Source organism: Ensifer sp. GW101-20A05 (genome assembly GCF_059424735.1).
Genome location: NZ_JBWKZT010000020.1, coordinates 59,825 through 85,111, shown reverse-complemented (window position 1 = coordinate 85,111; position 25,287 = coordinate 59,825). Strand labels below are relative to the sequence as shown.

Sequence of the window (25,287 nt, the reverse complement as noted above, 5' to 3'; positions counted from 1 at the left end):
ATTAGGATCGGCCTCCGCGACCACCGGAGGTGGCGAAAGGCGGCTAGCCGCAGGACGAAGGTTTCGGGTTCTTCGATGGGTGGTGCGATCTCTCTGCTGGCTGTGAACTTTATCATTGCGCAGATTTTCACGGTCGCATTCCTCACCATTGCCGTAAAGAGCCGACAGCGCCGCGCGGCGCTGTGGTGCGCGGCCGGTTTTACCGTCGCGTCGCTTGCTGCCGTTTGCGAAGCGATCGTTCCCTTCTCGTCGACACCGCGGCTCTTTGCCATCGGCGCCTTCGCCTGCGTGCTCGGCGGCTTCTGTCTCCTGCGGTTTGGCCTCGGCCTCTTCTATCAGGTTCCGGTGCGTTGGCCGGTGCTTGCCGCGTGTTTCGTCGTGGGCGTTGCGCTCGACATGGAGATCTACGATTTGCCGCGCGGCACCTGGCAGCACGCCATCCCTTACCAGATGCCTTTCTTCCTGATCCAGGTGTGGACCGCGTCCGTGGTGCTGCGCTCGGGGCGACGCTCGTTCTCCGACTGGCTGCTTTTCGGTCTTCTGGCGCTCTGCTCGCTCTATTATCTCGTGAAAATCTATGCCGCCGTTGCGGCCGGCTCGGGCGTCACCGCCCAGGACTACGTCTCGAGCCCATTCGCGCTCATTTCCCAGGCACTCGGCGCGATGCTGATCGTCGGGGCAGGGCTTGCCATGCTCGGCGTGATGGTGAAGGACATCGTTGACGATGTGCAGGCCCGTTCGGAAATCGACCTGCTTTCGGGGCTCTACAATCGCCGTGGCTTCATGGATCGCGTCATGCCGCTCTTGGATGCGCGTGCGACCCAGACGCCGGGCACGCTTATCCTCGCCGACCTCGATCGCTTCAAGTTGGTCAACGACACCTATGGCCACCTCTCCGGCGACGAGGTGATCCGTCGTTTTGCGCGGGTGCTGATGGACGTCATGCCGAACCGTGCCGTGGCAGGCCGCCTTGGCGGTGAGGAATTCGCGGTGTTTCTGCCCTGCACGGACTTGTCAGAAGCGCGCGTCGTCGCGCACGGCATGCGCGCTGCCATCATGTCCCAGCAAATCGCCGGCCTGCCGGAAGCAGCGCGCGTGACGGCGAGCTTCGGCGTCACCGCCGTCGGCAGCGGCGAGGCCTTGGATCCCGTCATGCAGCGCGCCGACATGGCGCTCTACTCGGCCAAGGCAAACGGGCGCAATCGGGTCGAATGCACGGAGACGCCGACCACGGTCGTCAATCCGACCGTGCCGCAGTGGGTCGGTCGCCCCTAGGGGCCGCGGGCTCAAGCATAGATTGGACTGGCGTCCGCAAGCGCGCCGGATGTCTTGCCGATACCCTTCGCCTGCAGAAAGCGAAGAATGTCCAGAGTGAACTGGTCAGGATCCTGCAAGAGGGAGAAGTGACTGACTTCCGGTTGGATCAGCAAACCGGAGTTCGGAATGTTGTCGGCGATGAACAGTGTATCCGTTCGCTTGATGACTTCCTCGTGATCGCCATCCACGACCCAGACGGGAACCCGGATTCCCTGGAGATCGCGGTCCGTCATGTTTGGCTGTGAGGTCCACATCTTCAGCATCTGATCATAGAAGGCAGCGTATCCGCCGGGAGTGCGGGACAACCGCTCGTACTCGACGCGGGCCCGGGCCTCGTATGCGTTGAACATGGCGCTATTGGTTAGATCGAAGGTTCCGGACGGGTTGCTGTTTGCCCCGAAGGCGAATACGCCGCTGACCCGCTCGGGATGCAGCATCGCCAGCTTGAGGCCGGTAATGGCACCGTCGCTCCAGCCGACAATGGCACTTCTGGGTATGTTCAGCTGTTCCATCACCCCGACGACGTCGGAAACCATGAGGTCGTAACCGACAAGGTTGTCCCAGGTGCTGCGGCCGTGGCCGCGGCTGTCGAGAACGATGACTTGGTAGAACTTGGCGAGTTCAGGAACCTGGCGCCCCCAATAGTCGGAATTGGCCAGGCCTCCATGCAACATGATGATGGGCTCGCCTGTGCCGTAGACCGAGTACCAGATTTCCGCACCCGATACCGGTACGAACCCGTTCTGCGTGGCCGCTGGAAGCGCCGGAGTGTCCGGAAGGGTCTGCCATTTCGGTTCGCCAAATGAAACGCCCAACATTCCCGTCATCGCGATCCCCCAAAAAAGCGCCTGGCGTGACGCGCACGCCAGCACGGACAAACGGATCAACTCCAAATAACCCTGCCGTCCTTTAAACAGCTCAGACTTGCACCATACGCCGTTTGCGCGGCTCTGAAATCACCCCACCGGGTGAAGGACGACCGGACTTCGGAGTTAAATGAGGGTAACAGCGACGCGGCGCAGCGCTCAAACGTACGCAAAGCTCGCCGCAAACGAAAAGAGCCGTGCGGTCCGAAGAACGCACGGCTCTACTGCTCAATCTACCAAACGGTCAGCGAATGCGCTTGGCGGCCGGCTCCGGCGTCAGTTCGCCGTTCAGGCGACGGTCGAGATAGTCCTCGCATTCGCCCATCAGTCCGTCGACCTGACCATTGAAGAAGTGGTTGGCGCCGGGCACCGTGCGGTGGGTGATGAGAATGCCCTTCTGCGCCTTCAGCTTCTCGACGAGACCGTTCACGTCCTTCTCCGGCGCGACCTTGTCGGAATCTCCGTTGATGATCAGGCCGGAGGACGGGCAGGGCGCCAGGAACGAAAAGTCGTAGATGTTCGGCTGCGGTGCCACGGCCATGAAGCCTTCGATCTCCGGACGGCGCATCAGGAGCTGCATGCCGATCCAGGCGCCGAAGGAATAGCCGGCAACCCAGCAGCTCTTGGAATCCGGATGCAGGCTCTGCACCCAATCGAGCGCGGACGCCGCATCCGACAATTCGCCGGCGCCGTGGTCGAACTCACCCTGGCTGCGACCGATGCCACGGAAATTGAAACGGAGCGTGGTGAAGCCGCGCTTCTGGAACATATAGAAGAGCTGGTAGACGATCTGATTGTTCATCGTGCCGCCGAACTGCGGATGCGGGTGCAGGATGATGGCGATCGGGGCGCTCTTCTGCTTCGAAGGCTGATAACGGCCTTCGAGGCGGCCGGCGGGTCCGTTGAAAATGATTTCGGGCATTGGCTCTCCGGGAGTGTTCCTGGTTCGAATCTTGGGTTCAGATCGCGATCAGTCTTGACGAAAGCAGTCAGCTTTTCTAAAACCTAGTTTAGAACCGTTCAAAACTTCTGTGCGGGCATTCCGCCTTGTGCTTCGTCTCTTAAGGCAAGCGACGCGGAAAATTCAAGGAAAATGCATCGCCAGAGGTTGCCGGCTTGCGGCCTGTTGGTCTAGCGAAGGAAATCATGTCGGGTTCGCGCATCTACATGGACTGGAATGCCACGGCGCCGCTTCTGAGCGAAGCGCGCGAGGCCTGCCTGTTCGCGCTCGACCTCGTCGGCAACCCTTCTTCCGTCCACGGCGAGGGCCGTGCGCTGCGCACGCTCATCGAAAATGCCCGCCGTGATGTGGCCGCCCTTTGCGGTGCGAAAGCTGCCAGCGTCATCTTTACCAGCGGGGCGACGGAAGCGGCCAATCTGGTGCTGACGCCCGATTTCCGCATGGGCCGCACACCGCTCAAGATCAGCCGGCTATACGCGTCGGCGATCGAACACCCTGCGATACGCGAAGGCGGACGCTTTGCGCGCGAAGCCGTTTGCGAAATCCCGGTGACCTCGGCGGGTGTCGTCGATCTTCAGGTGCTTCGCGAGCTGCTCGCAGCGCATGACCGTGAACTTGGCTTGCCGATGGTCGCCGTCATGCTGGTCAACAACGAGACCGGCATCATTCAGCCAATTGCCGAGATTGCCGAAATCGTTCGCGCCAAAGGTGGTATACTTGTCGTCGACGCGGTGCAGGCCGCGGGCCGGCTGCCGCTGGCGATCGAAGAGCTGAACGCCGATTTTCTCATTCTCTCCTCGCACAAGATCGGTGGCCCGAAAGGCGCAGGCGCGCTGGTGGCGCGCGGCGAGGTGTTGATGCCCGCACCGCTGATCCGCGGCGGCGGGCAGGAGAAGGGGCATCGTTCCGGGACTGAAAATCCTGTGGCGATTGCCGGCTTTGCCGCCGCCGCCAGAAAGGTCGGCGAAGGCGTTGGCCAGCGGATGAGCGCCGTTGGAGCGTTGCGCGACAAGCTCGAAGGCGAGATGCTGAAAGCGGCAACGGATGTGGTCATACACGGCCGCGACGTTTCGCGCGTTGGCAACACGACATTCTTCACGCTCCCTGGCCTGAAAGCCGAGACGGGACAGATCGCCTTCGATCTCGAAGGCGTCGCGCTTTCGGCCGGATCGGCCTGTTCGTCCGGCAAGGTGGGACAGAGTCACGTGCTGACGGCGATGGGCTACGATCCGCGTCAGGGTGCGCTGCGGATCTCGATCGGTGAGGGAACGACCGCGGCTGACATCGAGCGTTGCGCCGCCGCCTTCGCGAAGGTAGCAGCACGACGCCGGGCACCGGGGCAGGCCGCCTGACGCGGGCGACGGGACGAAATTGCGGAAAAGCAATTTTCCGCTTGGCAAACAGGGTGAAAAGCGCCTTTTAGCCATTACATAAGCGGTGCGCTCAGTCGCATCGTGTTGACAAGCTACCGGACCTTGGATCCGGAAAGATTGGAGAACGACATGCCTGCCGTGCAGGAGACCATTGATCAGGTCCGTCAGATCGACGTCGACCAGTACAAATACGGCTTCGAAACGACCATCGAAGTCGAGAAGGCCCCGAAGGGCCTGTCGGAAGACATCATCCGCTTCATTTCGGCCAAAAAGAACGAGCCGGAATGGATGCTCGAGTGGCGCCTTGGCGCCTATCGCCGCTGGCTGACGCTCGACGAGCCGACCTGGGCCCGCGTCAGCTATCCGAAGATCGACTTCAACGACATCTACTACTATGCAGCGCCGAAGGGCATGACCGGTCCGACGTCGCTCGACGAGGTCGACCCCGAAATTCTCAAGGTCTACGAGAAGCTCGGCATTCCGCTGAAGGAACAGGAAATCCTCGCCGGCGTGCAGAAGTCGAGGATCGCCGTCGATGCCGTGTTCGACAGCGTCTCGGTCGTCACCACCTTCAAGGAAGAGCTGAAGAAGGCCGGCGTGATCTTCATGTCGATCTCCGAGGCGATCCGCGAACATCCCGAGCTGGTGCAGAAGTATCTCGGCTCCGTCGTTCCGACGACCGACAACTACTATGCGACGCTGAACTCCGCGGTCTTCACCGACGGTTCCTTCGTCTACGTGCCGAAGGGCGTTCGTTGCCCGATGGAGCTTTCCACCTATTTCCGCATCAACGAGAAGAACACCGGCCAGTTCGAGCGGACGCTGATCATCGCCGAGGAGGGCGCCTACGTGTCCTATCTCGAAGGCTGCACGGCGCCGCAGCGCGACGAGAACCAGCTTCACGCCGCGGTCGTCGAGCTCGTCGCCCTCGATGAGGCCGAGATCAAGTATTCGACGGTGCAGAACTGGTATCCGGGCGACAAGGAAGGCAAGGGCGGCATCTACAACTTCGTCACCAAGCGTGGCGATTGCCGTGGCAAGAACTCCAAGATCTCCTGGACGCAGGTCGAAACCGGCTCGGCGATCACCTGGAAGTATCCGTCCTGCATCCTGCGCGGCGACGGTTCACGCGGCGAGTTCTATTCGATCGCTGTGTCCAACGGCCACCAGCAGATCGACTCGGGCACCAAGATGATCCACCTCGGCAAGAACACGTCGAGCCGCATCGTCTCCAAGGGCATCGCTGCCGGCGTTTCGGAAAACACCTATCGCGGCCAGGTCTCGGCCCACCGCAAGGCCGAGAACGCCCGCAACTTCACCCAGTGCGATTCGCTTTTGATCGGCGACAAGTGCGGCGCGCACACCGTGCCCTATATCGAGGCGAAGAACTCGACGGCGCAGTTCGAGCATGAAGCGACGACGTCCAAGATCTCCGAGGACCAGCTGTTCTACTGCCTGCAGCGCGGTATCCCGACTGAAGCGGCGATCGCGCTGATCGTCAACGGCTTCGTCAAGGAAGTCATCCAGGAACTGCCGATGGAATTCGCCGTCGAAGCGCAGAAGCTGATTGGCATCTCGCTGGAAGGCTCCGTCGGCTAAGGCCGTGAACTGAATATTGAATGGCGCGCACGTCGTGTTTGCGCGCGAACAAACGTTCGTTTCCCAAGAGGACGATAGAATGCTTGAAATCAAGAACCTGCATGCCCGCATCGCCGAAGATGGCACCGAAATCATCCGTGGCCTGAACCTCACGGTGAAGGCAGGCGAAGTTGCTGCCATCATGGGCCCGAACGGCTCCGGCAAGTCGACGCTCTCCTACATCCTCTCGGGCCGTGAAGACTACGAAGTCACCGAAGGCGACATCCTCTACAACGGCGAGAGCATCCTGGAGCTCGACGCTTCCGAGCGTGCGGCCAAGGGCATCTTCCTCGCCTTCCAGTATCCGGTCGAAATCCCCGGCGTCGCCACGATGCAGTTCCTGAAGGTGGCAATGAACGAGCAGCGCAAGTATCGCGGCGAAGACGAACTGACGACGCCGGAATTCATGCGCCGCGTCAAGGAAGCTGCAGCCGAGCTGAAGATCGCTCCGGAAATGCTGCGTCGCCCGCTGAACGTCGGCTTCTCCGGCGGTGAGAAGAAGCGCGCCGAAATCCTGCAGATGTCGCTGCTCCAGCCGAAGCTGTGCGTGCTCGACGAGACAGACTCGGGCCTCGACATCGACGCGCTGAAGATCGTTGCAGACGGCGTCAACGCGCTGCGCTCGCCGGACCGCGCCGTCGTCGTCATCACCCACTACCAGCGCCTGCTCGATTATATCGTTCCGGACACGGTGCACGTCCTCTACAAGGGCCAAGTGATCAAGTCGGGCGACAAGATGCTGGCGCACGAACTCGAAGCCAACGGCTACGCCGACATCATCGATGCCGCGGCTTGACGCCTGTTGAAGGAGTGTTCGAATGAATATGCAACAGGCAATCAAGATGACGGCCGCCGAGACGGCGCTCGTCGATGCCTATACCGCGCAGATCGGCGATTTGCCGGGTGATGGTTCGGTTCTCTCGGTCCGCGACACGCTGGTGCACGAACTGAAGACGGCTGGCCTGCCGACCCGCCGCGTCGAATCCTGGCACTATACCGACCTGCGCACCCTGCTGCGCGCAGTGCCGGCCGCCGACCCGACGGCCTTTGCCGATCGCGTCGATGCGCTCGTTCCGGGCTCGACAGTACTTTCCGTCCGCAACGGCCAGGCTGAGGTCAAGGGTAGCCTGCCTGATGGCGTGACCGTCCGTTCCTATGTCGACAGCCTGCTCGACGGTTCGGCGGCCGCCGGCCTCGCCGTTCTCGGTTTCGACGACGCGATCGGCCGCATCAATGGCGGTCTTGTTCGCGGCGGTCTCGAAATCGACGTGGCTGCTGAAACTGCTCTGGAAGATCCGCTGGAAATCCAGCTGGTGCAGAGCCTCGGCCAGGCGCATACGCGCTTCCCGGTCGCCTTCGGCGCCAACACCAAGGCAACCGTGATCGAGCGGCATCTTTCGACCGATGCCGGCGAGAGCTTCGTCTCGTCTGTCAGCGACGTGACGCTTGCGGAAGGTTCCGAGATCATCTGGATCATCCTGCAGCAGCAGGGCATTTCCGATACCCATCTCGGCCAGCTCCGCTTCGACCTCGGCAAGAACGCCAAGCTGCATCTCTTCGTCATCAATGCCGGCGGCAAGCTGGTGCGCCAGGAGATCCACGGCAAGACGAGCGGCGAGGGCGCGGATTTCAAGCTGCGCGGCATCAACCTGCTCGGTGGTGAAAGCCACACGGACGTGACCTTCACGCTCGGCCACAACGTGCCGCACACGACCTCGACGGAGGTCATCCGCAACGTCGTGTTCGACCGCGCCAAGGGCGTCTTCCAGGGCAAGATCCTGGTCGCCAAGGACGCCCAGAAGACCGACGCGAAGATGGCGTGCAACACGCTGCTCTTGTCCGACGATGCCGACCTGTCGGCGAAACCGGAACTGGAGATCTTCGCGGACGACGTCCAGTGCGGTCACGGTGCGACGGTTACCGACATCGACCACACCCAGCTCTTCTACATGCTGGCGCGCGGCATTCCGGAGAACAAGGCGCGGGCGATGCTCGTCAACGCCTTCGTCGCCGAGATCGTCGAAGAGCTGGAAGAGCACGAAGCGCTGGTCGAGGCACTCGAAGACGTCATCTCGACCTGGCTCGACAAGCACGCCTAAGGCTATTGCGTAATTCCTTAATTCGGAAGCGATTTAGGGATAGAATTATGCAGCAGTTCAACATGTTACAGCGACCTTAGCGCGTCTGGAATGACGCGCGGCGCTGTAGCGAAATTGGATTGAAAGACATGGAACACTCCGTACCGGTGCCTGCCTACGACGTCGAAGCGATCCGCAAGGATTTCCCGATCCTATCGCGAACCGTTTATGGCAAGCCGCTTGTCTATCTCGACAACGGCGCATCGGCGCAGAAACCACAGGTCGTGATCGACGCGGTGGCCCATGCCTATTCCAACGAATATGCCAACGTCCATCGCGGCCTGCATTTCCTGTCGAATGCCGCGACGGAAGCCTATGAGGCGGCGCGCGATAAGGTGCGCCGCTTCCTGAACGCCCCTTCGCCCGACAACATCATCTTCACCAAATCCTCGACCGAAGCGATCAACACGGTCGCCTATGGCTACGGCATGCCGAAGCTCGGCGAGGGTGACGAGATCGTGCTGTCGATCATGGAGCACCACTCCAACATCGTTCCCTGGCACTTCATCCGTGAGCGTCAGGGCGCCAAGCTTGTCTGGGCGCCGGTGGACGAGAACGGCGCGTTCCACGTCGAAGACTTCGTCAAATGCCTGACGGACCGCACCAAGCTCATCGCCATCACCCATATGTCGAATGCGCTGGGTACGGTGGTTCCGGTCAAGGAGATCTGCCGCATCGCTCGCGAACGCGGCATCCCGGTTCTGGTCGACGGCAGCCAGGGCGCCGTGCACATGCCGGTCGATGTCCAGGACATCGATTGCGACTGGTATGTGATGACCGGCCATAAGCTCTACGGACCCTCCGGCATCGGCGTGCTCTACGGCAAGATGGACCGCCTTAAGGAGATGCGGCCGTTCCTCGGCGGCGGCGAGATGATCGAGGTGGTGACCGAAGATTACGTCACCTACAACGATCCGCCGCACCGCTTCGAGGCCGGCACGCCGCCGATCGTGCAGGCGATCGGGCTTGGCTATGCGCTCGACTACATGGAAAAGCTCGGCCGCGCAGCGATCCAGGCGCATGAGGCGGACCTGACAGCCTATGCGCGCGAGCGTCTTTCGGCGGTCAATTCGCTTCGGGTTTTTGGCGACGCGCCCGATAAGGGCAGCATCTTTGCCTTCGAGATCGCCGGCATCCATTCCCACGACGTCTCGATGGTCATCGATCGTGCCGGGGTCGCAGTTCGTGCCGGCACGCATTGCGCCCAGCCGCTCTTGAAACGCTTCGGTGTTACCTCCACATGCCGTGCATCTTTCGGCCTTTATAATACCAGGGCCGAGGTGGACGCACTGGCGGACGCGCTGGAGCATGCACGCAAGTTTTTCGCCTAAGAAGTTGGTAAAAGGTTCAAAGAGTTCTCGTAGTCTTTTGAACCAAAAGAGAAAGTCCAGGAGGCCGATATGAGCCTTGATGCAACGGAAGAAAAGGTCGATGTTCGCGAGGGCATCGTGCATTCGGCGATCCCGGCCGAGGAACTGGCGCGCCTCAGCGACGATATCATCGCCGCACTGAAGACCGTCTACGATCCGGAAATCCCGGCCGACATCTTTGAGCTTGGCCTCATCTACAAGATCGACATCGAAGACGACCGGATGGTCAAGATCGACATGACGCTGACCGCACCGGGCTGCCCGGTTGCCGGCGAGATGCCGGGCTGGGTCGAGAATGCCGTCGGCGCCGTCGAGGGCGTGTCGGGCGTCGAAGTCTCGATGACCTTCGATCCGCCGTGGACACCGGACCGCATGTCCGAGGAGGCGCAGGTCGCGGTCGGCTGGTACTGAGCCGAGACCTGCATATTGATCCGTTAAGGCACGGATACTACATTTGATTCTGTAAGGCGCCGGGCCTTTACCCCGGTGACGACAAGGAGAATGAGCCCATGGGCTTTGCCGTAATGAGCCTGACCGATTCTGCCGCCGACCGCGTCCGTTCGATCGTCGAAGGCGCCGGTGCCGATGCCAAGGGCATTCGCGTCGGCATCAAGAAGGGTGGCTGCGCCGGCATGGAGTATGCCGTCGACCTGGTGACCGAGCCCAACCCCAAGGACGACCTGATCGAACATCAGGGCGCCAGGGTCTGGGTGGCGCCCGAAGCCGTGCTCTACCTGCTTGGCACGCAGATGGATTTCGAAGTCACGACGCTGCGCTCCGGATTTACCTTCAACAATCCGAACCAGACGTCCGCCTGTGGCTGTGGCGAATCGGTCGAACTGAAGCCCGCCGACCTCGCGGCTCTGGCCGCACAGGGCGATGCGGTGGTGCGCGCCAACTAAATTTCCTCCATTCTTTCAAACGGATAGGTTGGCCCGGTTTTCGCCGGGCCATTTTTCTGCTGAGATGCTTGAACATGGAACGGGGGATTGGGCATGGCGGCGTTCAATGAGGATCTCGTCTTCAAGGCGCTCTACGAGACGTTTCCCGATCCGGTGATCATCATCGACGCCGAGCGCGTCATCCGCTCCGCAAACAATGCCGCCCTGCGCCAGTTCGGCTATCCCGCCGAAGAATTCATCGATCGCTCGGTGCGGCTGATCTACGCCAACGACGCGGAATACGAGAAGCGCCTGCGGAACCGCGCGGCACGCGTGGACGAAACCGCGGCCCGGACGTCGAACTATCTCTATGTCAGGCGCGACGGATCGACATTTTCCGGCCACCTTCGCACGACGCCGCTGCTCGACGATCAGGGCGCGGAACTGGCGCTCATCGGCATCATCCGCGACGTTTCCGATCTCACGGAGGCTGTGGGCGAGCGGCAGAAGGCTTCCAATATGCTCAACGCAGCGCTGGAAGCGATGCCAGAGGGCTTTGCCATTTTCGACCGGCAAGAGCGGCTGGTCGTCTATAACAGGGCGTATCAGGCAATCTGCGGGCCGGCGGGGGCAGCGCTGAAGCCCGGCATCACGGCCGAAGAAATCCTGCTTCTGGCGCGACAGGGCGGCCATTATCCCGATGCCTTGCCGGGCACCCGCGAGGGCGACGAGTGGATCGCTTCGCGCCTGCGCGATTTCCGTCACCCCGATGGTCGCCCGAAGATATACCGCTATGCCGACGATCGTTGGCTGCGCGTGGAGAATATCAAGGCGAAGGACGGCAACACCGTCGTCGCACGCGTCGACGTCACCGATCTCAAACGCGCCGAGCTCGCGCTTGAGCGCCAGAGGCAGGAACTCGAGCACAAGAACGAGGCCCTCGATCAATTCACCGCGACGGTCTCCCATGACCTCAAAGCGCCGCTCAGACACATCTCCATGTTCTCCGAAATGATCGAGGACGATCTGGCGGCAGGAAGCCAGGCTGAACTCGCCGAGAATGCGCGTCATCTGCGCGACAGCGTGAAACGCATGAACCGGGTGATCGACAGCCTGCTCGACTATGCGCAGATCGCGCACCGGATCACCCATTGGACGGAGGTGCGGCTCACAGACATTGTTGCCGAGACGCTGACCATACTTGCCAGCGACGTACAGGACGCGCAGGCAACCTTCGAGGTTGGCGACCTGCCGGAAGTGGAAGGGGACCCGGAGCTTCTGCGCCGCCTGGTCCAGAACCTGATCGGCAATGCGATCAAGTATCGGCATGCCGACCGCCAACCGGTGATCCGCATTCACGGCGGCGTCGCCGATCAGATTGTTGAGCTGGTGGTTGAAGACAATGGCATCGGCATCGACCCGCGCTTTTCGACGCGGATCTTCGAAGTGTTCCAGCGGCTGCACAAGGACGAGACCGTCTATGGCGGCACGGGAATCGGTCTGGCACTTGCCAAGCGCATAGCCGAAAGCCACGACGGCTCGATCCGACTTGACACCACCTTCCGCGAAGGCGCACGTTTCATCGTGCTTCTTCCGAGGCGGCTACGGAAGGCAAACTAGGGCGGAACAGGTGGTCTCGACGCCAAAGCGACTGCTCTTGGTGGAGGACGACGCGCACGACGCGCGCTTCGTCATGCGTGCCTTCGCACAGGTCGACGAGACCATCGATCTGGTGCTGGCGGCGGATGCGGACGACGCGATCGCCCGGCTTGCCCGCACCCATTTCGACTATGTGCTTCTGGATATCAAAATGCCCGGCAGCGACGGTATCGAGCTTCTGCGGCGCATCCGCAGGGGGCAGGCGACCGTCCTGATCCCGGTCATCGTGCTGACGTCATCCAGCAATCCGACCGACGTGCTCCATTGCTACCGCGCCGGCGCCAATGCCTATGTCGCCAAACCTGCTTCGGTCGCCGGCTACAGGCACTTTGCCGAGGCCTTCGTCCGCTTCTGGATTGAAAACACCATCCTGCCTCCCGGAATGACCACGCGTCGGTAAGTGCGCGCCAAAAAACGCGGGCGGACGAACGCGTCACGTCCTGGTGTCGATCCTTGTAGATTTCGGGAATCAATCTGGATGAGGGCACGCGCTGCGCGCTGCCACGGGCGCCGGACGGCGCTGAGGAAACCGGCGGAGCGAGCGCCCCGCCGGCTTTATTGACGTTACTCTGCCGCTTCCGCGTAGCTTTCCAGCGGCGGGCAGGTGCAGACGAGGTTGCGGTCGCCAAACACGTTGTCGACGCGGTTGACCGGCGACCAGTACTTGTCGACCCGGAAGGCGCCCGGCGGGTAGCAGGCCTGTTCGCGCGAGTAGGGACGATCCCATTCGCCGACCAGGTCTTCGACCGTGTGCGGTGCGTTCTTGAGCGGGTTGTTGACCTTGTCCATCCGGCCTTCCTCGATCGCACGGGCTTCCTCGCGGATTGCCAGCATCGCATCGCAGAAGCGGTCGATCTCGGCCTTGGTCTCCGATTCCGTCGGCTCGATCATCAGCGTGCCGGCAACCGGCCAGCTCATGGTCGGCGCATGGAAACCGCAGTCGATCAGCCGCTTGGCAACGTCGTCGACGGTGACGCCGGCGCTTTCGACCAGCGGGCGGGTGTCGATGATGCACTCATGCGCCACGCGGCCCTTCGACGACTTGTAGAGCACCTCATAGGCACCCTTCAGGCGGGCAGCGATGTAGTTGGCGTTGAGGATCGCCACCTTCGTCGCCTGGGTCAGGCCCTCGCCGCCCATCATCAGGCAGTAGCTCCAGGAGATCGGCAGGATCGAAGCCGAGCCGAAGGGAGCCGCCGAGACCGCACCCTCATGTCCGTCCGTTTCCGGATGGCCGGGGAGGTACGGGGCCAAGTGCGCCTTGACGCCGATCGGGCCCATGCCGGGACCGCCGCCGCCATGCGGGATGCAGAAGGTCTTGTGCAAGTTGAGGTGGCTGACGTCGGAACCGATGTCGCCGGGGCGGGCAAGGCCGACCATGGCGTTCATGTTGGCGCCGTCCAAGTAGACCTGGCCGCCGTGCTTGTGCACGATCTCGCAGACCTCACGCACGTTCTCCTCGAACACGCCATGGGTCGACGGATAGGTGATCATGCAGCACGAGAGGTTTTCCGCGTACTGCTCGGCTTTCGCACGGAAATCGTCCATGTCGATGTCGCCGTTTTCACTCACCTTGATGACGACGACCTTCATGCCGGCCATCTGCGCGGAGGCCGGGTTGGTGCCGTGCGCCGAGGTCGGGATCAGGCAGACGTCGCGATGGCCGTTGCCGTTGGCGATGTGATAGGCGCGGATCGTCAACAGACCGGCATACTCACCTTGCGCGCCCGAGTTCGGCTGCATCGAGATCGCGTCGTAGCCGGTGACGGCGCAGAGCTTTTCCGACAGGTCCTCGATCATGTGCTGGTAGCCAGCCGCCTGCTCCTTCGGCACGAAGGGATGGATCTCGGAGAATTCCGGCCAGGTGATCGGCAGCATTTCCGCGGTCGCGTTGAGCTTCATCGTGCACGAGCCGAGCGGAATCATCGCCCGGTCGAGCGCGAGGTCGCGGTCCGACAGACGGCGGATGTAGCGCGTCATCTCGCTTTCTGCGCGGTTCATGTGGAAGATCGGGTGCATCAGGTACTCGCTTGTGCGCAGCAGCGGCTGCGGCAGGCGGTAACCCGGCTCGAACTGTTCCACCTTGAAGTCGCCGCCGAAGGCGCGCCAGACGGCTTCGAGCGTGACCGGGCGCGAGCGCTCGTCAAGGCTGATGCCGATCTTGGTCTCGCCGATCTTGCGCAGGTTCACTTCCTCGGCGACCGCGGTCTTGAGGATGATGCCCTGCAGCTTGCCGACTTCGACGGTGATCGTGTCGAAGAACACATCGGGCTCTACGGTATAGCCGAGTTTTTCAAGGCCCATGGCGAGACGCACGGTCTTCTGGTGAACGCTCTGGGCGATCGCCTTGATGCCCTTCGGTCCATGGAACACCGCGTACATCGAGGCCATGACGGCGAGCAGCACCTGGGCGGTGCAGATGTTCGACGTCGCTTTCTCGCGGCGGATGTGCTGTTCGCGGGTCTGCAGAGACAGGCGATAGGCGCGGTTGCCGCGCGCATCGACCGATACGCCGACGAGGCGGCCGGGCATGGAGCGCTTGTGCGCGTCCTTGACCGCCATATAGGCCGCATGCGGACCGCCATAGCCGACCGGCACGCCGAAGCGCTGGGTGCAGCCGATAGCGATATCGGCACCCATCTCTCCGGGCGACTTCAGCAGAGCCAGCGCCAGCGGATCGGCGGCGACGGTTGCGATCGCGCCGGTCTGGTGCAGGCGGGCGATCAGGCCGGTGAAATCGTTCACGTGGCCGTAGGTGCCCGGATACTGGAAGATCGCGCCGAAAACATCGACCGGATCGAGATCGGTGAAGGGATTGCCGATGACGATCTGCCAGCCGAGCGGCTCGGCGCGGGTCTTCAGGAGAGCGATCGTCTGCGGGTGGCAGTTCTCGTCGACGAAGAAGGTCTTGGCCTTCGACTTCGAGACGCGCTCGGCCATCGCCATGGCTTCAGCTGCGGCGGTCGCTTCGTCGAGCAGAGAGGCGTTGGCGACGTCGAGGCCGGTCAGGTCGCAGACCATGGTCTGGTAATTGAGCAGCGCTTCGAGACGACCCTGGCTGATTTCCGGCTGGTAGGGCGTATAGGCCGTGTACCAGGCCGGGTTTTCCAGGATGTTGCGCTGGATCACCGGCGGCGTGATGGTGCCATAATAGCCCTGACCGATCAGCGACACGAGCTTCTGGTTGCGGTTGGCCGTTTCGCGCATCTTGTCGAGCGCTTCGCGCTCGGTCATCGGCGCGCCCCAGGCAAGCGGCGTCTTTTGCCGGATCGACGGCGGCACGGTGTCGTCGATGAGCGCGTCGAGCGACGGGTAACCGACGACCTTCAGCATCTCATCCATTTCGGCCGGCGACGGGCCGATATGACGCCGGTTGGCGAAGTCATACGGCTTGTAGTCGGTAAAGGTGAAATCCTTGGGCATGCTCATCAGGCGACGAGCTCCTTGTAGGCCGCTTCTTCGAGAAGGGCGTCGGCTTCGCTGGGATTGGCAAGCTTCAGCTTGAAGAACCAGGCAGCACCCTGCGGATCGCTGTTGACGAGCGACGGGTCGTCGACGATCGCCTGGTTCACTTCGACGATTTCGCCGTCAAGCGGACAATAGACGTCGGAGGCTGCCTTGACGGATTCGACGGTGGCGGCGGTATCGCCCTTGGCGAAGGTCGAGCCGGTTTCCGGCAGCTCAACGAAAACGAGGTCGCCAAGCTGGCCGGCGGCGTGCTCGGTGATGCCGACGGTTGCGACACCAGCTTCGATCTTCAGCCACTCGTGTTCCTCAGTGAACTTCAACATGTGCGCTCTCTCCTGATCAGCGTTTGTAGGTTTGTTTGACAAAGGGCAGGGCGGCGACCGCTATGGGCAGGTACTTGCCGCGCACTTCCGCAAAGAGGGTGGTGCCGATTTCGATGTGGCCGGCATCGACGTAGCCCATGGCGACGGGGCCATCGACGGAGGGGCCGAAACCACCCGACGTCACCTGGCCGACAGGCGTCTTGCCCTCGGCATCGGCGAACAGATTTGCGCCGCCGCGCACGGGCGCGCGTCCTTCCGGCTTCAAACCAACGCGGCGGCGCGAAGCGCCATCGGCCAGCTGGCCGAGGATGCGATCGGCACCGGGGAAGCCTCCCTCACGGGCGCCGCCGGCCCGCCGGGCCTTCTGCATCGCCCACTCGATGGCGCCCTCGACCGGCGTGGTCGTGGTGTCGATGTCGTTGCCATAAAGACAAAGACCCGCTTCCAGACGCAGCGAATCACGCGCGCCAAGGCCGATCGGCTTGACATCGGGATGCTCGAGCAGCCGCTGGGTGACATCCACTGCGGATGCGACGGGAATGGAGATTTCGAAACCGTCTTCGCCGGTGTAGCCGGAGCGGGAAATGATGCAGGCAATATCATGCAGATCGGCTTCGGCGACGTCCATGAAGCGCATGGCCGAGACATCGGCCCACAATTCGCCCAGCACGGCTTCGGCATGAGGACCCTGCAGCGCGATCAGCGCGCGGTCGTCGAGCATGGTGACTTCGCAGGTGTCGGCAAGCCCCTTTTTCAGATGCTCGAGATCCGCATCCTTGCAGGCGGCGTTGACGACGAGGAACAGGTGGTTGCCACGGTTGGCGATCATCAGGTCGTCGAGGATGCCGCCCTCGGCATTGGTGAAGATCGCATAACGCTGCCGGCCTTCGCCAAGGCCGAGCACATCGACCGGCACCAGCTTTTCAAGCGCAAGCGCTGCGTCTTCGATCTTGCCGGACTTCGGCCGGACAATGACCTGGCCCATATGCGAAACGTCGAAGAGACCGGCGGCAACACGGGTGTGCTGGTGCTCCTTCATCACGCCATCGGGGTACTGCACCGGCATGTCGTAACCGGCAAAGGGCACCATGCGCGCGCCGAGTGAAAGGTGCAGCGCATGCAGCGGCGTATGTTTCAAATGGGGATTCTGTTCCAAATCCGGCCTCCAGGTCTGGCGCTCCCGCGCCGGCTCACACTTCCGGCGTCAATCGCCGTCGATTCGAGCCCCCTCTGTCCCTTTGCCTGAGATTGTTATCCCTTCGGCGAGCGTTGAAACGCTTCTCTCCAGAGTCCTACCGGCACCTTGCTGGTCCTTTGGCCTGAGAGTTTCCGGGGCGGTTGCTCCTTCGGCACCGGTTTGAGCCGGCTTCTCCCAACAAGATCGTCTCCAGATAACGGCGAAGGCGGGAGCTTGGCAAGGGGGCGGTGTCGCGGTGAAACACATTTTTGTCGCACGACCAAAGGCCGCAGCCCGGGCGGGTGCGGCAATTCTGTCTTTGCATTCTTCTCCGGTTGAGGATAACCCAAGTGAAATACCGGGGATGACCATGACAGGGCGCGAAGGAAAATTCGGGATAGCAGTGCGGCTCGTCGCCGTATTCGCGCTCGTTTTCCTGGCCTTTGCCCACAAGCCGCTCATGGCCAAGACGCTGACGCCGGCCGAGATCGCCGCCTATCAGCTGCCTGATGGTTCGATGGCCGAAATCTGCTTCGGCCTGGACGGCGTCGACCACCAAAGCGGCAAGGGCCAATCGATGGCCCCGATCTGCGAAGCCTGCCGGCTCTCGGGTTCGATCCTCCTGCCAGTTCCGCCGACCGAGAGCGTTCGCGCCGATGCCGGCGAATGGCAGCTATCGCCGGTTCTCGCTGAGAACGCCACGCCCCATCAGCATCTGCGCCTGCTGCCGCATTCGCGCGGGCCGCCTGTGCGTTCGTAATCCTCCTCTCGCATTCCCATTACAATTCGCCGCCCTCAAGCGGCTTGGACCACCCCCGTGGTCAGGAGATTACGACATGAACACGACCAGACTGGCTTCGCTTTCGCTCGGCCTTAGCCTTGCCGCAAGCGGCATTGCCCACGCACACGCCACCTTCGAAAACGACACGGCGCCGGTGGAGAGCACCTTCAAGGCGGTGCTGCAGGTGCCACACGGCTGCGACGGCAAGCCGACGACGGAAGTGCAGATCAAGCTGCCCGAAGGCTTCGTCTTCGCCAAACCGCAGCCGAAGCCCGGTTGGGAGCTCGAGGTGATCAAGGGCGATTACCAGAAAACCTACGACAATCATGGCGAGAAGGTCTCGTCCGGCCCGGTGGAAATCCGCTGGAAGGGCGGCAACCTCTCGGACGATTACTACGACACCTTTGTCGTGCGCGGCAAACTCTCGGGCTTCGACAAGGAAACCGTGCTTGCGTTCCCGACCACGCAGCTTTGCGGAACCGAAGGCAAGGTCGTCTGGGATCAGGTTGCTGCCGAAGGCCAGAACGCGCATGACCTGAAGAGCCCGGCGCCGACCGTGACGGTAACCATGGCCGACGCTGCCGATCCTCATGCCGGCCATGGCGGGCATATGGCTGCTGCCGACGGGGCAGCGAAACTTGGCGACCTCGAGATATCAGGCGGCTCGGTTAAGGCCATGTTGCCGGGCGCCAAGGTCGGCGGCGGCTTCCTGACGATCAGGAATGGCGGGGCAGGCGAGGATCGGCTCGTGGCCGTCGAAAGCCCCGCGGCTGCTCGCGTCGAGATCCACGAGATGAAAATGGAAAACGACGTGATGAAGATGCGCAAGCTCGATGACGGCGTTGCAGTACCGGCCGGTGAAACGGTCGAGCTCAAGGCCGGCGGCCTGCATCTGATGTTCATGGACGTGAAGACGCCGTTCAAGGAAGGTGATGCCGTTCCCGTCACGCTCGTCTTCGAAAAGGCTGGCAAGGTCGATGCGGCATTCCCGGTGGGCTCGGCCAAGGGCGGCGCGGCGGCCGGCGGCCACAAGCATCACTGATTGAGATATTGCGACGCTCGCCTCAGGCGGCGTCGCTTTCATCCTCTTGGCCGGCCGGTTCATCCTGCCGGTCTTCGTTTTCGCGGCTCTCGGCTCCGTCGTCGTCATCGCGCATGAATTCGAGATAGCGGCGCAGCGCTTCGGCTTCCGAGCGTTCCGGCAACCGGCCATCGGCGCTCATGAGCATGAAGGAGAGGGGCAGGGCGCCCTTGGTCTTTGGGATCGAGACCGGCGTCAGCGCGGGCTCCTCGGCGCGCCGGATCGAAAGCAGCGTGATCGCTTCGTCGGTCGGACCGTCACCCCGCACGCGTGCAGACGGCTTCAGCGCTTCCGCTGCATAGGCCGCTGTCGTCGCGGATACTGTGACGACCTGTGTCACGTCTTTCCTGCCTTCCCGTCGTTCAATCCTTTCTTGTCGCTCAACTCCACTTGCAGGTGTGTAAAAACCGGCACCTGCCTTTTAATAAAATCCTAACGACGGCCAGATTCGTGGCAGTTGCGGTGAACGAATCCCGAAGCGCGAACCTGTACTTGCGATATTACTAAAGTTCGCGCACACTCGCCCAGATAGAAACGGGGAGGCTTCAAATGACCGAGCGAAGCGTGTTGGAAACCAGAATTCGGGCCCTCTACCTTGCCCGCAACGTCAACGACCTCGACACCATGATGGCGCAACTCGATCCGGACTTCAGCTTCCGCATCGTCGGAAACGGCAGGCTCGGCACGATGGCGCTCGGGGTCAACACGCCGGAAACGGTGCGCAGCAGTTTCCAGGCCCTCGTTGAGAACTGGGACCTGAGCGAGATGGAGATGGTTGGCGCTTACGCTGACGGCGATACTATCGTCGTCCACCGCGCCGGCGTCGTTTGCTTCATTCCATCGCAAACCCGTCAACGGACCGAAATCATAGACAAGTTCACGTTCCGTGACGGGCGGATCGTCGATCTGACGGAGTTCGTTGACACCTTGTTCGTCGCCGAAACGATCGGGCTACTGGACGCGCCGGACAGAGACTATTCGCCCTCAACTCTGGACAGGATGAGCCTTTGAACTTCCGGCTCCTGAGCTCGGATGGCGTTCATCAACACCGCGAGGCGGCCACGCAGGCCGTGGATCTGGTCGAGCAACCGCATGGCGACATCAACGCCGTCGTCGTTGACGCCCATTGGACCTGTCAGATCCTGGATCAGACGGGCGCGGGCGAGGTCGGCGTCTTCGAAAAGCCAGCCTGCTTCCGCCTCGCGCGGCATCAGCCAACGCTGTTCGATCCAGATGCGTAAGACCTTCACCTCGATGTCGAGGTGTTCGCAGAATTCGCGGTCGTTCATGCTTGCCCTCCCATGCCTTTGCGCGGGTCTTCCGTCTTTCCGTCTGCCCAGCTTTCAACGAAGGCGGATAGCGCCGGATCGGGGGTCTGCGGCAGCACGATCTTCAGGCTGACGTAGGCATCGCCATGGCCGCCGCCGGACTTGTGCAGGCCCTTGCCCTTCAAACGCAATGTCTTGCCGGTGTTGGAGTGCGGCGGGATCGTGACATTGACCGCCCCGTCGATCGTCGGAACCCGGATCTTGCCACCGAGCACCGCTTCACTCAGTGAGATCGGCACCTCGTAGCGAACGTCGTCACCATCGGTTGCAAAAAGAGGATGCGGCCTGACGCGGATATCGATCAGCGCGTCGCCGGCCGGCGCACCGTTGAACCCGGGCTCGCCCTTGCCACGCAGCCGCAGCGTCTGGCCGTCGCGCGTGCCGGGCGGGATGGTGAGATCGAGCGCCGGTCCGCCGCCCGGCAGGCTGATCTCGGTCTTGGTGCCGTTGGCCGCGTCGAGAAAGCCGATCTCCATGGAAAAGTGCTGATCACGGCCGCGCTGGCGTTGCTGCTGGCCGCTGCTGCGACGGGAAAAGAAACTCGAGAAAATATCGTCCGCATCCGCGAAATCCGAAAAGCCATGTGCGCTCTCGTAGCGTCCCGCCGTATCTCCAGACGAGGCATAGTCGCGGTAGTAGTGGCGGGGTGCAGTCTCCGCACCCGTCTCGTCAATTTCGCCGCGATCGTATTTGCCGCGTTTCTCCTCGTCACTGAGGAGGGCGTAGGCCGCCGAAACTGCCTTGAAGCGGTCCTCCGCTCCTTTGTCTCCCGGGTTAAGATCCGGGTGCAATTTCTTGGCGAGCTTGCGATAGGCGCTCTGGATGTCCTTTTGTGTCGCTTCGCGGCTGACGCCGAGCGTTTCGTATGGGCTCGTCATGCGGTCTCCCTCAGGCGGCATCGATTGAGGTCGCATCGCCGACGCTCTGCGTGCGTTGCGATCATGCGTCTTCAATCACTCGCCTAAGAGCATAGGGCGGATTTTCGCGCGCGACAGGGGCGGCGCACCATGCGTGACGCATTGTCGCCGGCGCGGCCGGTTGCGGCTCTGCACCTTCGACCATTTCGCGAATTCGCGATCTCTGATACAATCAACGCCGGAAAGTTCTCTTTGGGTGCAACGTTGCCTCGAAGCTCGGGGAGGTCGAAATGTCCGTCCGCCTGCAACTCGCCATCATGGTCGGCCTGATGATCAATGCCATCCTGTTCGGGATCGGCATCGTAACGGTTTTGTCGATCCCGGTTCTCGCCGACAACGCCAAGTATTCGATCCCGGCGCTGGTGGTTGCCTGCTTTGTCACGACGCCGTTCGTCGCCTGGTTCATGGCGCCGCGGCTTCGCCTCAGATACTGGCAGGAGCGGGAGCAGGGTAACAAGCAGCAGCCGATCTAGCCCGTGCTCATCGTTCATTGACCAAGATTCACGTCTATCCATGGAAATCCCGGATGCACGAACGGCCAAGTGGTCGCCGGCAAAAATTACATCTTCAACGATCAAGCGTTTTGTTATACCACCGGCCAGATGCCCCTTGTCCTGTAGGCTAATCCTTATATATCCACTAGACTCAAGGACATAGCCGCTGTTAAGGCCCGAAAGGAACCGACTTCATGAGAACGATCGTATTGCTGTTCGCACTCGTCACTCTGGCCGCTTGCTCGCAGACCGGCGGCGGTGGCACGCACTATGTTGGCGGTGACGGCGATTACTACCAGGGCATCGTCGCCCCCCGGTAACAGCGATCGTTTTCCATCGATCACTTGGCTGTCGCGAGCGCGCCTTCGCAAGAGGGAAAAGGCTCGGCTAGCCTGGTGGCCAGCGGCCGCCGGGCCCAAAGTGACAGGCTTTGGCCGTCCCCGCATCGCGCTTGATGTCGCCCCGAGCAAGGAGTGCGGTGCGAGGCGAGGCGGTCATGCTCGGCGATGGGTCCATGTCCAACGGCCATCCTCCTGACAATCCAGCACGGCTTCGTAGAGATCACGCGCGTCGCCTTCTTCGCCATTGTTGATGCAGGTAATCGCGTTCTCGGAGAGCAGGTTCAGCACCTTCCGAAACGTTTCATGACCGAGGGTTGCTTCAAGCCGGTCAAGAAAGACATATCGCGGTCTGGCGAGAAGCACCTTGGCGACAGCCAAGAGCTGTTGCTCACCCAGGGACATCTCCCAGTCCTGTTCCTTCTCCAGCCCGAGCGCGTCGTGAACAAGGCCGTCGAGACCAACGCTGCGCACGACCTCGAGCATTTGACTGTCGGAGGCATCGCCCGGGTTATCCGGAGGCAGAAGAATTTGCCGAAGCGACCCCGGCGGCAGATAGGGGCGCTGCGGAAGAAACATCAGGTCGTTCGGGCGCAGGATCCGCCCGGCGCCGGCGGTCGGAATTCCGGCGGTTGCCCTGAAGAGCGCTGCACCTGCAGCCCCATGCGATCCCGATATCAACACCGGTGTTCCCGGCGGGATCGTTACCGACAGATCATGTAGCAATGCGTGGCCGCCAGCCGAGCCCAACGTCACGTGGTCGAAGGCCAAATCGCCATCTTGCTTGACCAGTTCGATGCCGGTCCCACCCCCCCTTGTTCGGCTCTTTTCAATGGCTTCGAGCAGGGAACTCAGCCGGGAAACCACTGCGGCGAAATTTGAGATCGAATTGAATTGCCGAACGATCAAGGAGAACGCGCCCACGAGCATGGCAAAGGCCGAGCCTGATTGGGTGATCACTCCGAATTCGATTTCCCCCCGCATGAAAGCCGGAGCAATGATCAAGTCCGGGATGATCTGAATCATCCAATTGTAGCCGCTCGTAAAATAGGCCAAGTTCCGGTTGACCGCGGTAATGGTGAGGATGTTGGCGATCAGATCATCGAGGCGCTGCATCAATCGCGTTTTTTGCTGGCCTTCAACGCTGGCCACCATCACCGATTCAGCGTTTTCGCGCACATGCATGAGGCTGGACCTGAAGCTCGCTTCCTTGTCGAGTCGCTCATAGTTCAGGCCGATGAGAGGGCGCCCCAAAACGATCGTCATGTAGGAGCCGCAAGCCGCATAGAGCACGGCTACGACAAACAGCAGGGGACTTATGGACCAAAGCACGCCTGAGAACGTCACCACCGTCAGTGTACTGCTGAACAACATGATGATGTAGGAGAGGGTGGTAACCGTGAATGCCTGGATGTCTTCGGATATCCGCTGGTCCGGGTGGCTCAGCGTCCCTGAGACCTCCAGGCGATAATAGGCCTCATTCTCCAGATAGTATCGACGGCGCGTCTCGTCAGGAACCCGCGCCAAAGCAGCGCCAGCCGTTCTTCGACAAAGCGCGCGATGACGCCGACAACGGTAAGGACGGCAAAGACGCAGATGTAAAAGACCGCTTGCCGAACGAACTCATCCATCTGGCGCTCGGCGATGCAGTCATGAAATTGCGGCCGACGTAATTGTTCACCACGTTGAGGCCATTCAAGCCGAAGAGCAGAGCCATGAGCCCGGCAAACATCCACCTGGCCCTGCCGCCGACTTCGGATGCCAGGAAAAATCGGACAGCTCTTGCGAAACGAAATGCGGTCGTTCTGATCGGTACTGGCTGGCTGTCCATCTGAGTACCTTTTGTTGGTTTGGCCCTCAGAGCCAGCCGCCGGAAAAACCTGCACGCCTCAATCCCACCACCACAGGCGCGCACCGGCGCATGATGTTCCACAGCAAGCCTGTTCGGTAGTTCTCGATCATCAGGACGACCGGGCCCTGGTCGATGCCGAAGTGGTAGGGGCTGACCCACCAACCGGCTTCGGTTCCTTCCACCGGAAAGCTTCGGTTGAACGATGGCTTGAAGCCGTAAAGCCTGGTCATGCCGAGCTTCATGCGGGCGCAGTTCCAGATTGTCGGGATGACGATCTCCGGCGCGAACGGCAGCGAGGCGACGACGGCCCAGGGCGACACGGTTCCGTCATCCGGGCCGAAGGGCGCGCCGCGGGCGAGATAATCGAAAAACTCCCTTTCGCTGCCGTTCACGGTACGCTTGGTCCAACCCGGCCCGTCGCTCGCCGTGAAGCCCCAGCAATGCTCGCCGTAGCCGACGAAATTCTGCGGATTGCGGATGGCATATTCCTGCTGGACGAATGTCGCGTGCCGGCTGTTCTGGAAATAGTCGCTGTTGTGCTCGCGCATGAACTCGTCACGGATCCCACGGAAATCGATCCACATATGCGAGAGCTGGTGGGTGAAGAGAGGGCCCGAATAGAGCAGCTCGCGACCATAAAGGTTCCGCCAGTCGTAGCTTTCGGTATAGGCGGCATAGGCTTCCGCCGGCAGCGGATGGGTCGGCGAGCCGAGACCGAGTATGTAGAGAAGCAGGCCCTCGTCGTAGCCGCGCCAGCGATAGGGAATGAAGCCGTTCTCCGGCCGCCAGCCATGGGTCAGCGTAAGTCCGTGATCGCAGGCCCAGTTCCAGTCGGCACGCTCATAGAGCGCATTTGCCGACCGGCGAATTTCGATTTCATCCGGCGTATCGCCATCAAAATAGGCGGCCACCGTCAGTGCACCAGCGAAAAGGAAGGCGGAGTCGATCGTCGACAATTCGCATTCCCAAACGCGTCTGCCGGTCTCAATGTCCAGGAAGTGATAGAAGAAGCCCTTGTAGCCGGAAGCATCCGGCTCCGGCCCTTGCGGGCATTGCAGGAGAAACTGCAGCCGTCGACGCGCGATCTTTGCGGCGAACTTGCGAATGACAATGCCCCGCTCGATAAGCACGGGGATCGTCGCCAGCGCCATGCCGATCGCCGCAATACTTGCGGGTGCATCTTCCTGTGTCTTGTCGCGCACCAGGCCGTTGTCGGGATTGGTGCAATGCAGATAGTACAGCAGCGTCGTGAACTGCAGCCGGGCAAGATCCTGCTCGGTCGGCATCCGGTTCAATTCGGGGTCTGTCGACAACAATCCCGGCAT

General features: G+C 61.7%; 24 protein-coding genes, 1 pseudogene and 1 riboswitch. Of the genes and pseudogenes, 15 read left to right on the top strand and 10 right to left on the bottom strand.

Going from position 1 to position 25,287, the window contains the following annotated elements:
• The first annotated feature begins 75 nt into the window (after positions 1 to 75).
• A complete protein-coding gene (locus AC070A_RS30760; protein WP_113479530.1) occupies positions 76 to 1,275 on the top strand; it encodes a GGDEF domain-containing protein in 1,200 nt (399 codons plus the stop codon).
• An 11-nt stretch (positions 1,276 to 1,286) separates the two neighbouring features.
• On the opposite strand, the gene AC070A_RS30755 is transcribed toward AC070A_RS30760, so the two are convergent.
• Complete coding sequence (locus AC070A_RS30755; RefSeq protein ID WP_309140316.1) at positions 1,287 to 2,189, bottom strand: alpha/beta fold hydrolase; 903 nt, start codon at positions 2,187 to 2,189, stop codon at positions 1,287 to 1,289.
• 238 nt (positions 2,190 to 2,427) lie between these two features.
• Positions 2,428 to 3,105, bottom strand: coding sequence for an alpha/beta hydrolase (locus AC070A_RS30750; RefSeq protein WP_057250211.1), 678 nt, complete (start codon positions 3,103 to 3,105; stop codon positions 2,428 to 2,430).
• A 224-nt stretch (positions 3,106 to 3,329) separates the two neighbouring features.
• Between AC070A_RS30750 and AC070A_RS30745 the strand changes: the two genes are divergently transcribed.
• The 9 genes from AC070A_RS30745 to AC070A_RS30705 all read left to right on the top strand — a co-directional run bounded on the left by AC070A_RS30745 (position 3,330) and on the right by AC070A_RS30705 (position 12,603).
• Positions 3,330 to 4,496, top strand: coding sequence for a cysteine desulfurase family protein (locus AC070A_RS30745; RefSeq protein WP_110878647.1), 1,167 nt, complete (start codon positions 3,330 to 3,332; stop codon positions 4,494 to 4,496).
• Between the two features lie 150 nt (positions 4,497 to 4,646).
• Positions 4,647 to 6,116 carry a Fe-S cluster assembly protein SufB gene (sufB, locus tag AC070A_RS30740; RefSeq protein WP_058324151.1) on the top strand — a complete coding sequence of 490 codons (1,470 nt, stop codon included), beginning with the start codon at positions 4,647 to 4,649 and terminating at the stop codon, positions 6,114 to 6,116.
• 79 nt (positions 6,117 to 6,195) lie between these two features.
• Positions 6,196 to 6,951 (top strand): Fe-S cluster assembly ATPase SufC, encoded by a 756-nt coding sequence (gene sufC, locus AC070A_RS30735; RefSeq protein WP_057250217.1) that lies wholly within the window; start codon positions 6,196 to 6,198, stop codon positions 6,949 to 6,951.
• Positions 6,952 to 6,973: 22 nt separating this feature from the next.
• Complete coding sequence (gene sufD, locus AC070A_RS30730) at positions 6,974 to 8,254, top strand: Fe-S cluster assembly protein SufD (RefSeq protein WP_113479528.1); 1,281 nt, start codon at positions 6,974 to 6,976, stop codon at positions 8,252 to 8,254.
• 128 nt (positions 8,255 to 8,382) lie between these two features.
• On the top strand, positions 8,383 to 9,624 hold the full coding sequence (locus AC070A_RS30725; protein ID WP_110878645.1) for a cysteine desulfurase: 1,242 nt from the start codon (positions 8,383 to 8,385) through the stop codon (positions 9,622 to 9,624).
• Positions 9,625 to 9,693: 69 nt separating this feature from the next.
• Positions 9,694 to 10,074, top strand: a complete 381-nt coding sequence (locus AC070A_RS30720; RefSeq protein ID WP_065373631.1) for an SUF system Fe-S cluster assembly protein — start codon at positions 9,694 to 9,696, stop codon at positions 10,072 to 10,074.
• A gap of 98 nt (positions 10,075 to 10,172) precedes the next feature.
• Positions 10,173 to 10,565 carry a Fe-S cluster assembly scaffold SufA gene (gene sufA / locus AC070A_RS30715; RefSeq protein WP_057250226.1) on the top strand — a complete coding sequence of 131 codons (393 nt, stop codon included), beginning with the start codon at positions 10,173 to 10,175 and terminating at the stop codon, positions 10,563 to 10,565.
• Positions 10,566 to 10,658: 93 nt separating this feature from the next.
• Positions 10,659 to 12,164, top strand: coding sequence for a sensor histidine kinase (locus tag AC070A_RS30710; protein WP_113479527.1), 1,506 nt, complete (start codon positions 10,659 to 10,661; stop codon positions 12,162 to 12,164).
• A gap of 10 nt (positions 12,165 to 12,174) precedes the next feature.
• Entirely contained in the window at positions 12,175 to 12,603 is a 429-nt protein-coding gene (locus tag AC070A_RS30705; RefSeq protein WP_093233054.1) for a response regulator, read from the top strand.
• Between the two features lie 164 nt (positions 12,604 to 12,767).
• Here AC070A_RS30705 and gcvP read toward each other — a convergent pair whose 3' ends face one another.
• The 3 genes from gcvP to gcvT are packed head-to-tail and all read right to left on the bottom strand — an operon-like array spanning position 12,768 to position 17,150.
• On the bottom strand, positions 12,768 to 15,632 hold the full coding sequence (gene gcvP / locus AC070A_RS30700) for an aminomethyl-transferring glycine dehydrogenase (RefSeq protein ID WP_093233055.1): 2,865 nt from the start codon (positions 15,630 to 15,632) through the stop codon (positions 12,768 to 12,770).
• Positions 15,632 to 15,994 (bottom strand): glycine cleavage system protein GcvH, encoded by a 363-nt coding sequence (gene gcvH, locus AC070A_RS30695; protein ID WP_057250234.1) that lies wholly within the window; start codon positions 15,992 to 15,994, stop codon positions 15,632 to 15,634. The genes gcvP and gcvH overlap by 1 nt, the downstream gene beginning before the upstream one ends.
• A 16-nt stretch (positions 15,995 to 16,010) precedes the next feature.
• The gene (gcvT, locus tag AC070A_RS30690) at positions 16,011 to 17,150 is read right to left on the bottom strand and encodes a glycine cleavage system aminomethyltransferase GcvT (protein ID WP_113479526.1); all 1,140 of its coding nucleotides are present in this window, start codon (positions 17,148 to 17,150) and stop codon (positions 16,011 to 16,013) included.
• A 141-nt stretch (positions 17,151 to 17,291) separates the two neighbouring features.
• Positions 17,292 to 17,379: riboswitch (glycine riboswitch) on the bottom strand.
• Between the two features lie 162 nt (positions 17,380 to 17,541).
• Between gcvT and AC070A_RS30685 the strand changes: the two genes are divergently transcribed.
• Positions 17,542 to 17,931 (top strand): hypothetical protein, encoded by a 390-nt coding sequence (locus AC070A_RS30685; protein WP_113736419.1) that lies wholly within the window; start codon positions 17,542 to 17,544, stop codon positions 17,929 to 17,931.
• Between the two features lie 76 nt (positions 17,932 to 18,007).
• The gene (locus AC070A_RS30680) at positions 18,008 to 18,994 is read left to right on the top strand and encodes a DUF1775 domain-containing protein (protein WP_058324156.1); all 987 of its coding nucleotides are present in this window, start codon (positions 18,008 to 18,010) and stop codon (positions 18,992 to 18,994) included.
• Positions 18,995 to 19,016: 22 nt separating this feature from the next.
• Here AC070A_RS30680 and AC070A_RS30675 read toward each other — a convergent pair whose 3' ends face one another.
• Positions 19,017 to 19,373, bottom strand: coding sequence for a hypothetical protein (locus AC070A_RS30675; protein ID WP_113479525.1), 357 nt, complete (start codon positions 19,371 to 19,373; stop codon positions 19,017 to 19,019).
• A 209-nt stretch (positions 19,374 to 19,582) separates the two neighbouring features.
• On the opposite strand from AC070A_RS30675, the gene AC070A_RS30670 reads away from it, so the two are divergent.
• Positions 19,583 to 20,044, top strand: a complete 462-nt coding sequence (locus tag AC070A_RS30670; RefSeq protein ID WP_113479524.1) for a nuclear transport factor 2 family protein — start codon at positions 19,583 to 19,585, stop codon at positions 20,042 to 20,044.
• On the opposite strand, the gene AC070A_RS30665 is transcribed toward AC070A_RS30670, so the two are convergent.
• Together AC070A_RS30665 and AC070A_RS30660 are read right to left on the bottom strand one after the other, a co-directional pair.
• Positions 20,008 to 20,322 (bottom strand): chaperone modulator CbpM, encoded by a 315-nt coding sequence (locus AC070A_RS30665; protein WP_113479523.1) that lies wholly within the window; start codon positions 20,320 to 20,322, stop codon positions 20,008 to 20,010. The genes AC070A_RS30670 and AC070A_RS30665 overlap by 37 nt on opposite strands.
• Complete coding sequence (locus AC070A_RS30660; RefSeq protein WP_113479522.1) at positions 20,319 to 21,239, bottom strand: DnaJ C-terminal domain-containing protein; 921 nt, start codon at positions 21,237 to 21,239, stop codon at positions 20,319 to 20,321. The genes AC070A_RS30665 and AC070A_RS30660 overlap by 4 nt, the downstream gene beginning before the upstream one ends.
• A 269-nt stretch (positions 21,240 to 21,508) precedes the next feature.
• Between AC070A_RS30660 and AC070A_RS30655 the strand changes: the two genes are divergently transcribed.
• Both AC070A_RS30655 and AC070A_RS30650 read left to right on the top strand, forming a co-directional pair.
• Positions 21,509 to 21,751 (top strand): hypothetical protein, encoded by a 243-nt coding sequence (locus AC070A_RS30655; protein WP_057250349.1) that lies wholly within the window; start codon positions 21,509 to 21,511, stop codon positions 21,749 to 21,751.
• Between the two features lie 215 nt (positions 21,752 to 21,966).
• Complete coding sequence (locus AC070A_RS30650; RefSeq protein ID WP_255571446.1) at positions 21,967 to 22,092, top strand: hypothetical protein; 126 nt, start codon at positions 21,967 to 21,969, stop codon at positions 22,090 to 22,092.
• Positions 22,093 to 22,266: 174 nt separating this feature from the next.
• On the opposite strand, the pseudogene AC070A_RS30645 reads toward AC070A_RS30650, so the two are convergent.
• Positions 22,267 to 23,941 (bottom strand): annotated as a pseudogene (locus AC070A_RS30645) (ABC transporter ATP-binding protein/permease).
• A 26-nt stretch (positions 23,942 to 23,967) separates the two neighbouring features.
• Positions 23,968 to 25,287 carry a glucoamylase family protein gene (locus AC070A_RS30640; RefSeq protein WP_058328225.1) on the bottom strand — a complete coding sequence of 440 codons (1,320 nt, stop codon included), beginning with the start codon at positions 25,285 to 25,287 and terminating at the stop codon, positions 23,968 to 23,970.

Bases quoted from the DNA above. Each gene is read 5' to 3' on its own strand.
- AC070A_RS30760 (WP_113479530.1), top strand. From the start codon at position 76: ATGGGTGGTGCGATCTCTCTGCTGGCTGTGAACTTTATCATTGCGCAG.
- AC070A_RS30750 (WP_057250211.1), bottom strand. From the start codon at position 3,105: ATGCCCGAAATCATTTTCAACGGACCCGCCGGCCGCCTCGAAGGCCGT.
- AC070A_RS30745 (WP_110878647.1), top strand. From the start codon at position 3,330: ATGTCGGGTTCGCGCATCTACATGGACTGGAATGCCACGGCGCCGCTT.
- sufB (WP_058324151.1), top strand. From the start codon at position 4,647: ATGCCTGCCGTGCAGGAGACCATTGATCAGGTCCGTCAGATCGACGTC.
- sufC (WP_057250217.1), top strand. From the start codon at position 6,196: ATGCTTGAAATCAAGAACCTGCATGCCCGCATCGCCGAAGATGGCACC.
- sufD (WP_113479528.1), top strand. From the start codon at position 6,974: ATGAATATGCAACAGGCAATCAAGATGACGGCCGCCGAGACGGCGCTC.
- AC070A_RS30725 (WP_110878645.1), top strand. From the start codon at position 8,383: ATGGAACACTCCGTACCGGTGCCTGCCTACGACGTCGAAGCGATCCGC.
- AC070A_RS30720 (WP_065373631.1), top strand. From the start codon at position 9,694: ATGAGCCTTGATGCAACGGAAGAAAAGGTCGATGTTCGCGAGGGCATC.
- sufA (WP_057250226.1), top strand. From the start codon at position 10,173: ATGGGCTTTGCCGTAATGAGCCTGACCGATTCTGCCGCCGACCGCGTC.
- AC070A_RS30710 (WP_113479527.1), top strand. From the start codon at position 10,659: ATGGCGGCGTTCAATGAGGATCTCGTCTTCAAGGCGCTCTACGAGACG.
- gcvP (WP_093233055.1), bottom strand. From the start codon at position 15,632: ATGAGCATGCCCAAGGATTTCACCTTTACCGACTACAAGCCGTATGAC.
- gcvH (WP_057250234.1), bottom strand. From the start codon at position 15,994: ATGTTGAAGTTCACTGAGGAACACGAGTGGCTGAAGATCGAAGCTGGT.
- AC070A_RS30685 (WP_113736419.1), top strand. From the start codon at position 17,542: ATGACAGGGCGCGAAGGAAAATTCGGGATAGCAGTGCGGCTCGTCGCC.
- AC070A_RS30680 (WP_058324156.1), top strand. From the start codon at position 18,008: ATGAACACGACCAGACTGGCTTCGCTTTCGCTCGGCCTTAGCCTTGCC.
- AC070A_RS30670 (WP_113479524.1), top strand. From the start codon at position 19,583: ATGACCGAGCGAAGCGTGTTGGAAACCAGAATTCGGGCCCTCTACCTT.
- AC070A_RS30665 (WP_113479523.1), bottom strand. From the start codon at position 20,322: ATGAACGACCGCGAATTCTGCGAACACCTCGACATCGAGGTGAAGGTC.
- AC070A_RS30660 (WP_113479522.1), bottom strand. From the start codon at position 21,239: ATGACGAGCCCATACGAAACGCTCGGCGTCAGCCGCGAAGCGACACAA.
- AC070A_RS30655 (WP_057250349.1), top strand. From the start codon at position 21,509: ATGTCCGTCCGCCTGCAACTCGCCATCATGGTCGGCCTGATGATCAAT.
- AC070A_RS30650 (WP_255571446.1), top strand. From the start codon at position 21,967: ATGAGAACGATCGTATTGCTGTTCGCACTCGTCACTCTGGCCGCTTGC.
- AC070A_RS30640 (WP_058328225.1), bottom strand. From the start codon at position 25,287: ATGCCGGGATTGTTGTCGACAGACCCCGAATTGAACCGGATGCCGACC.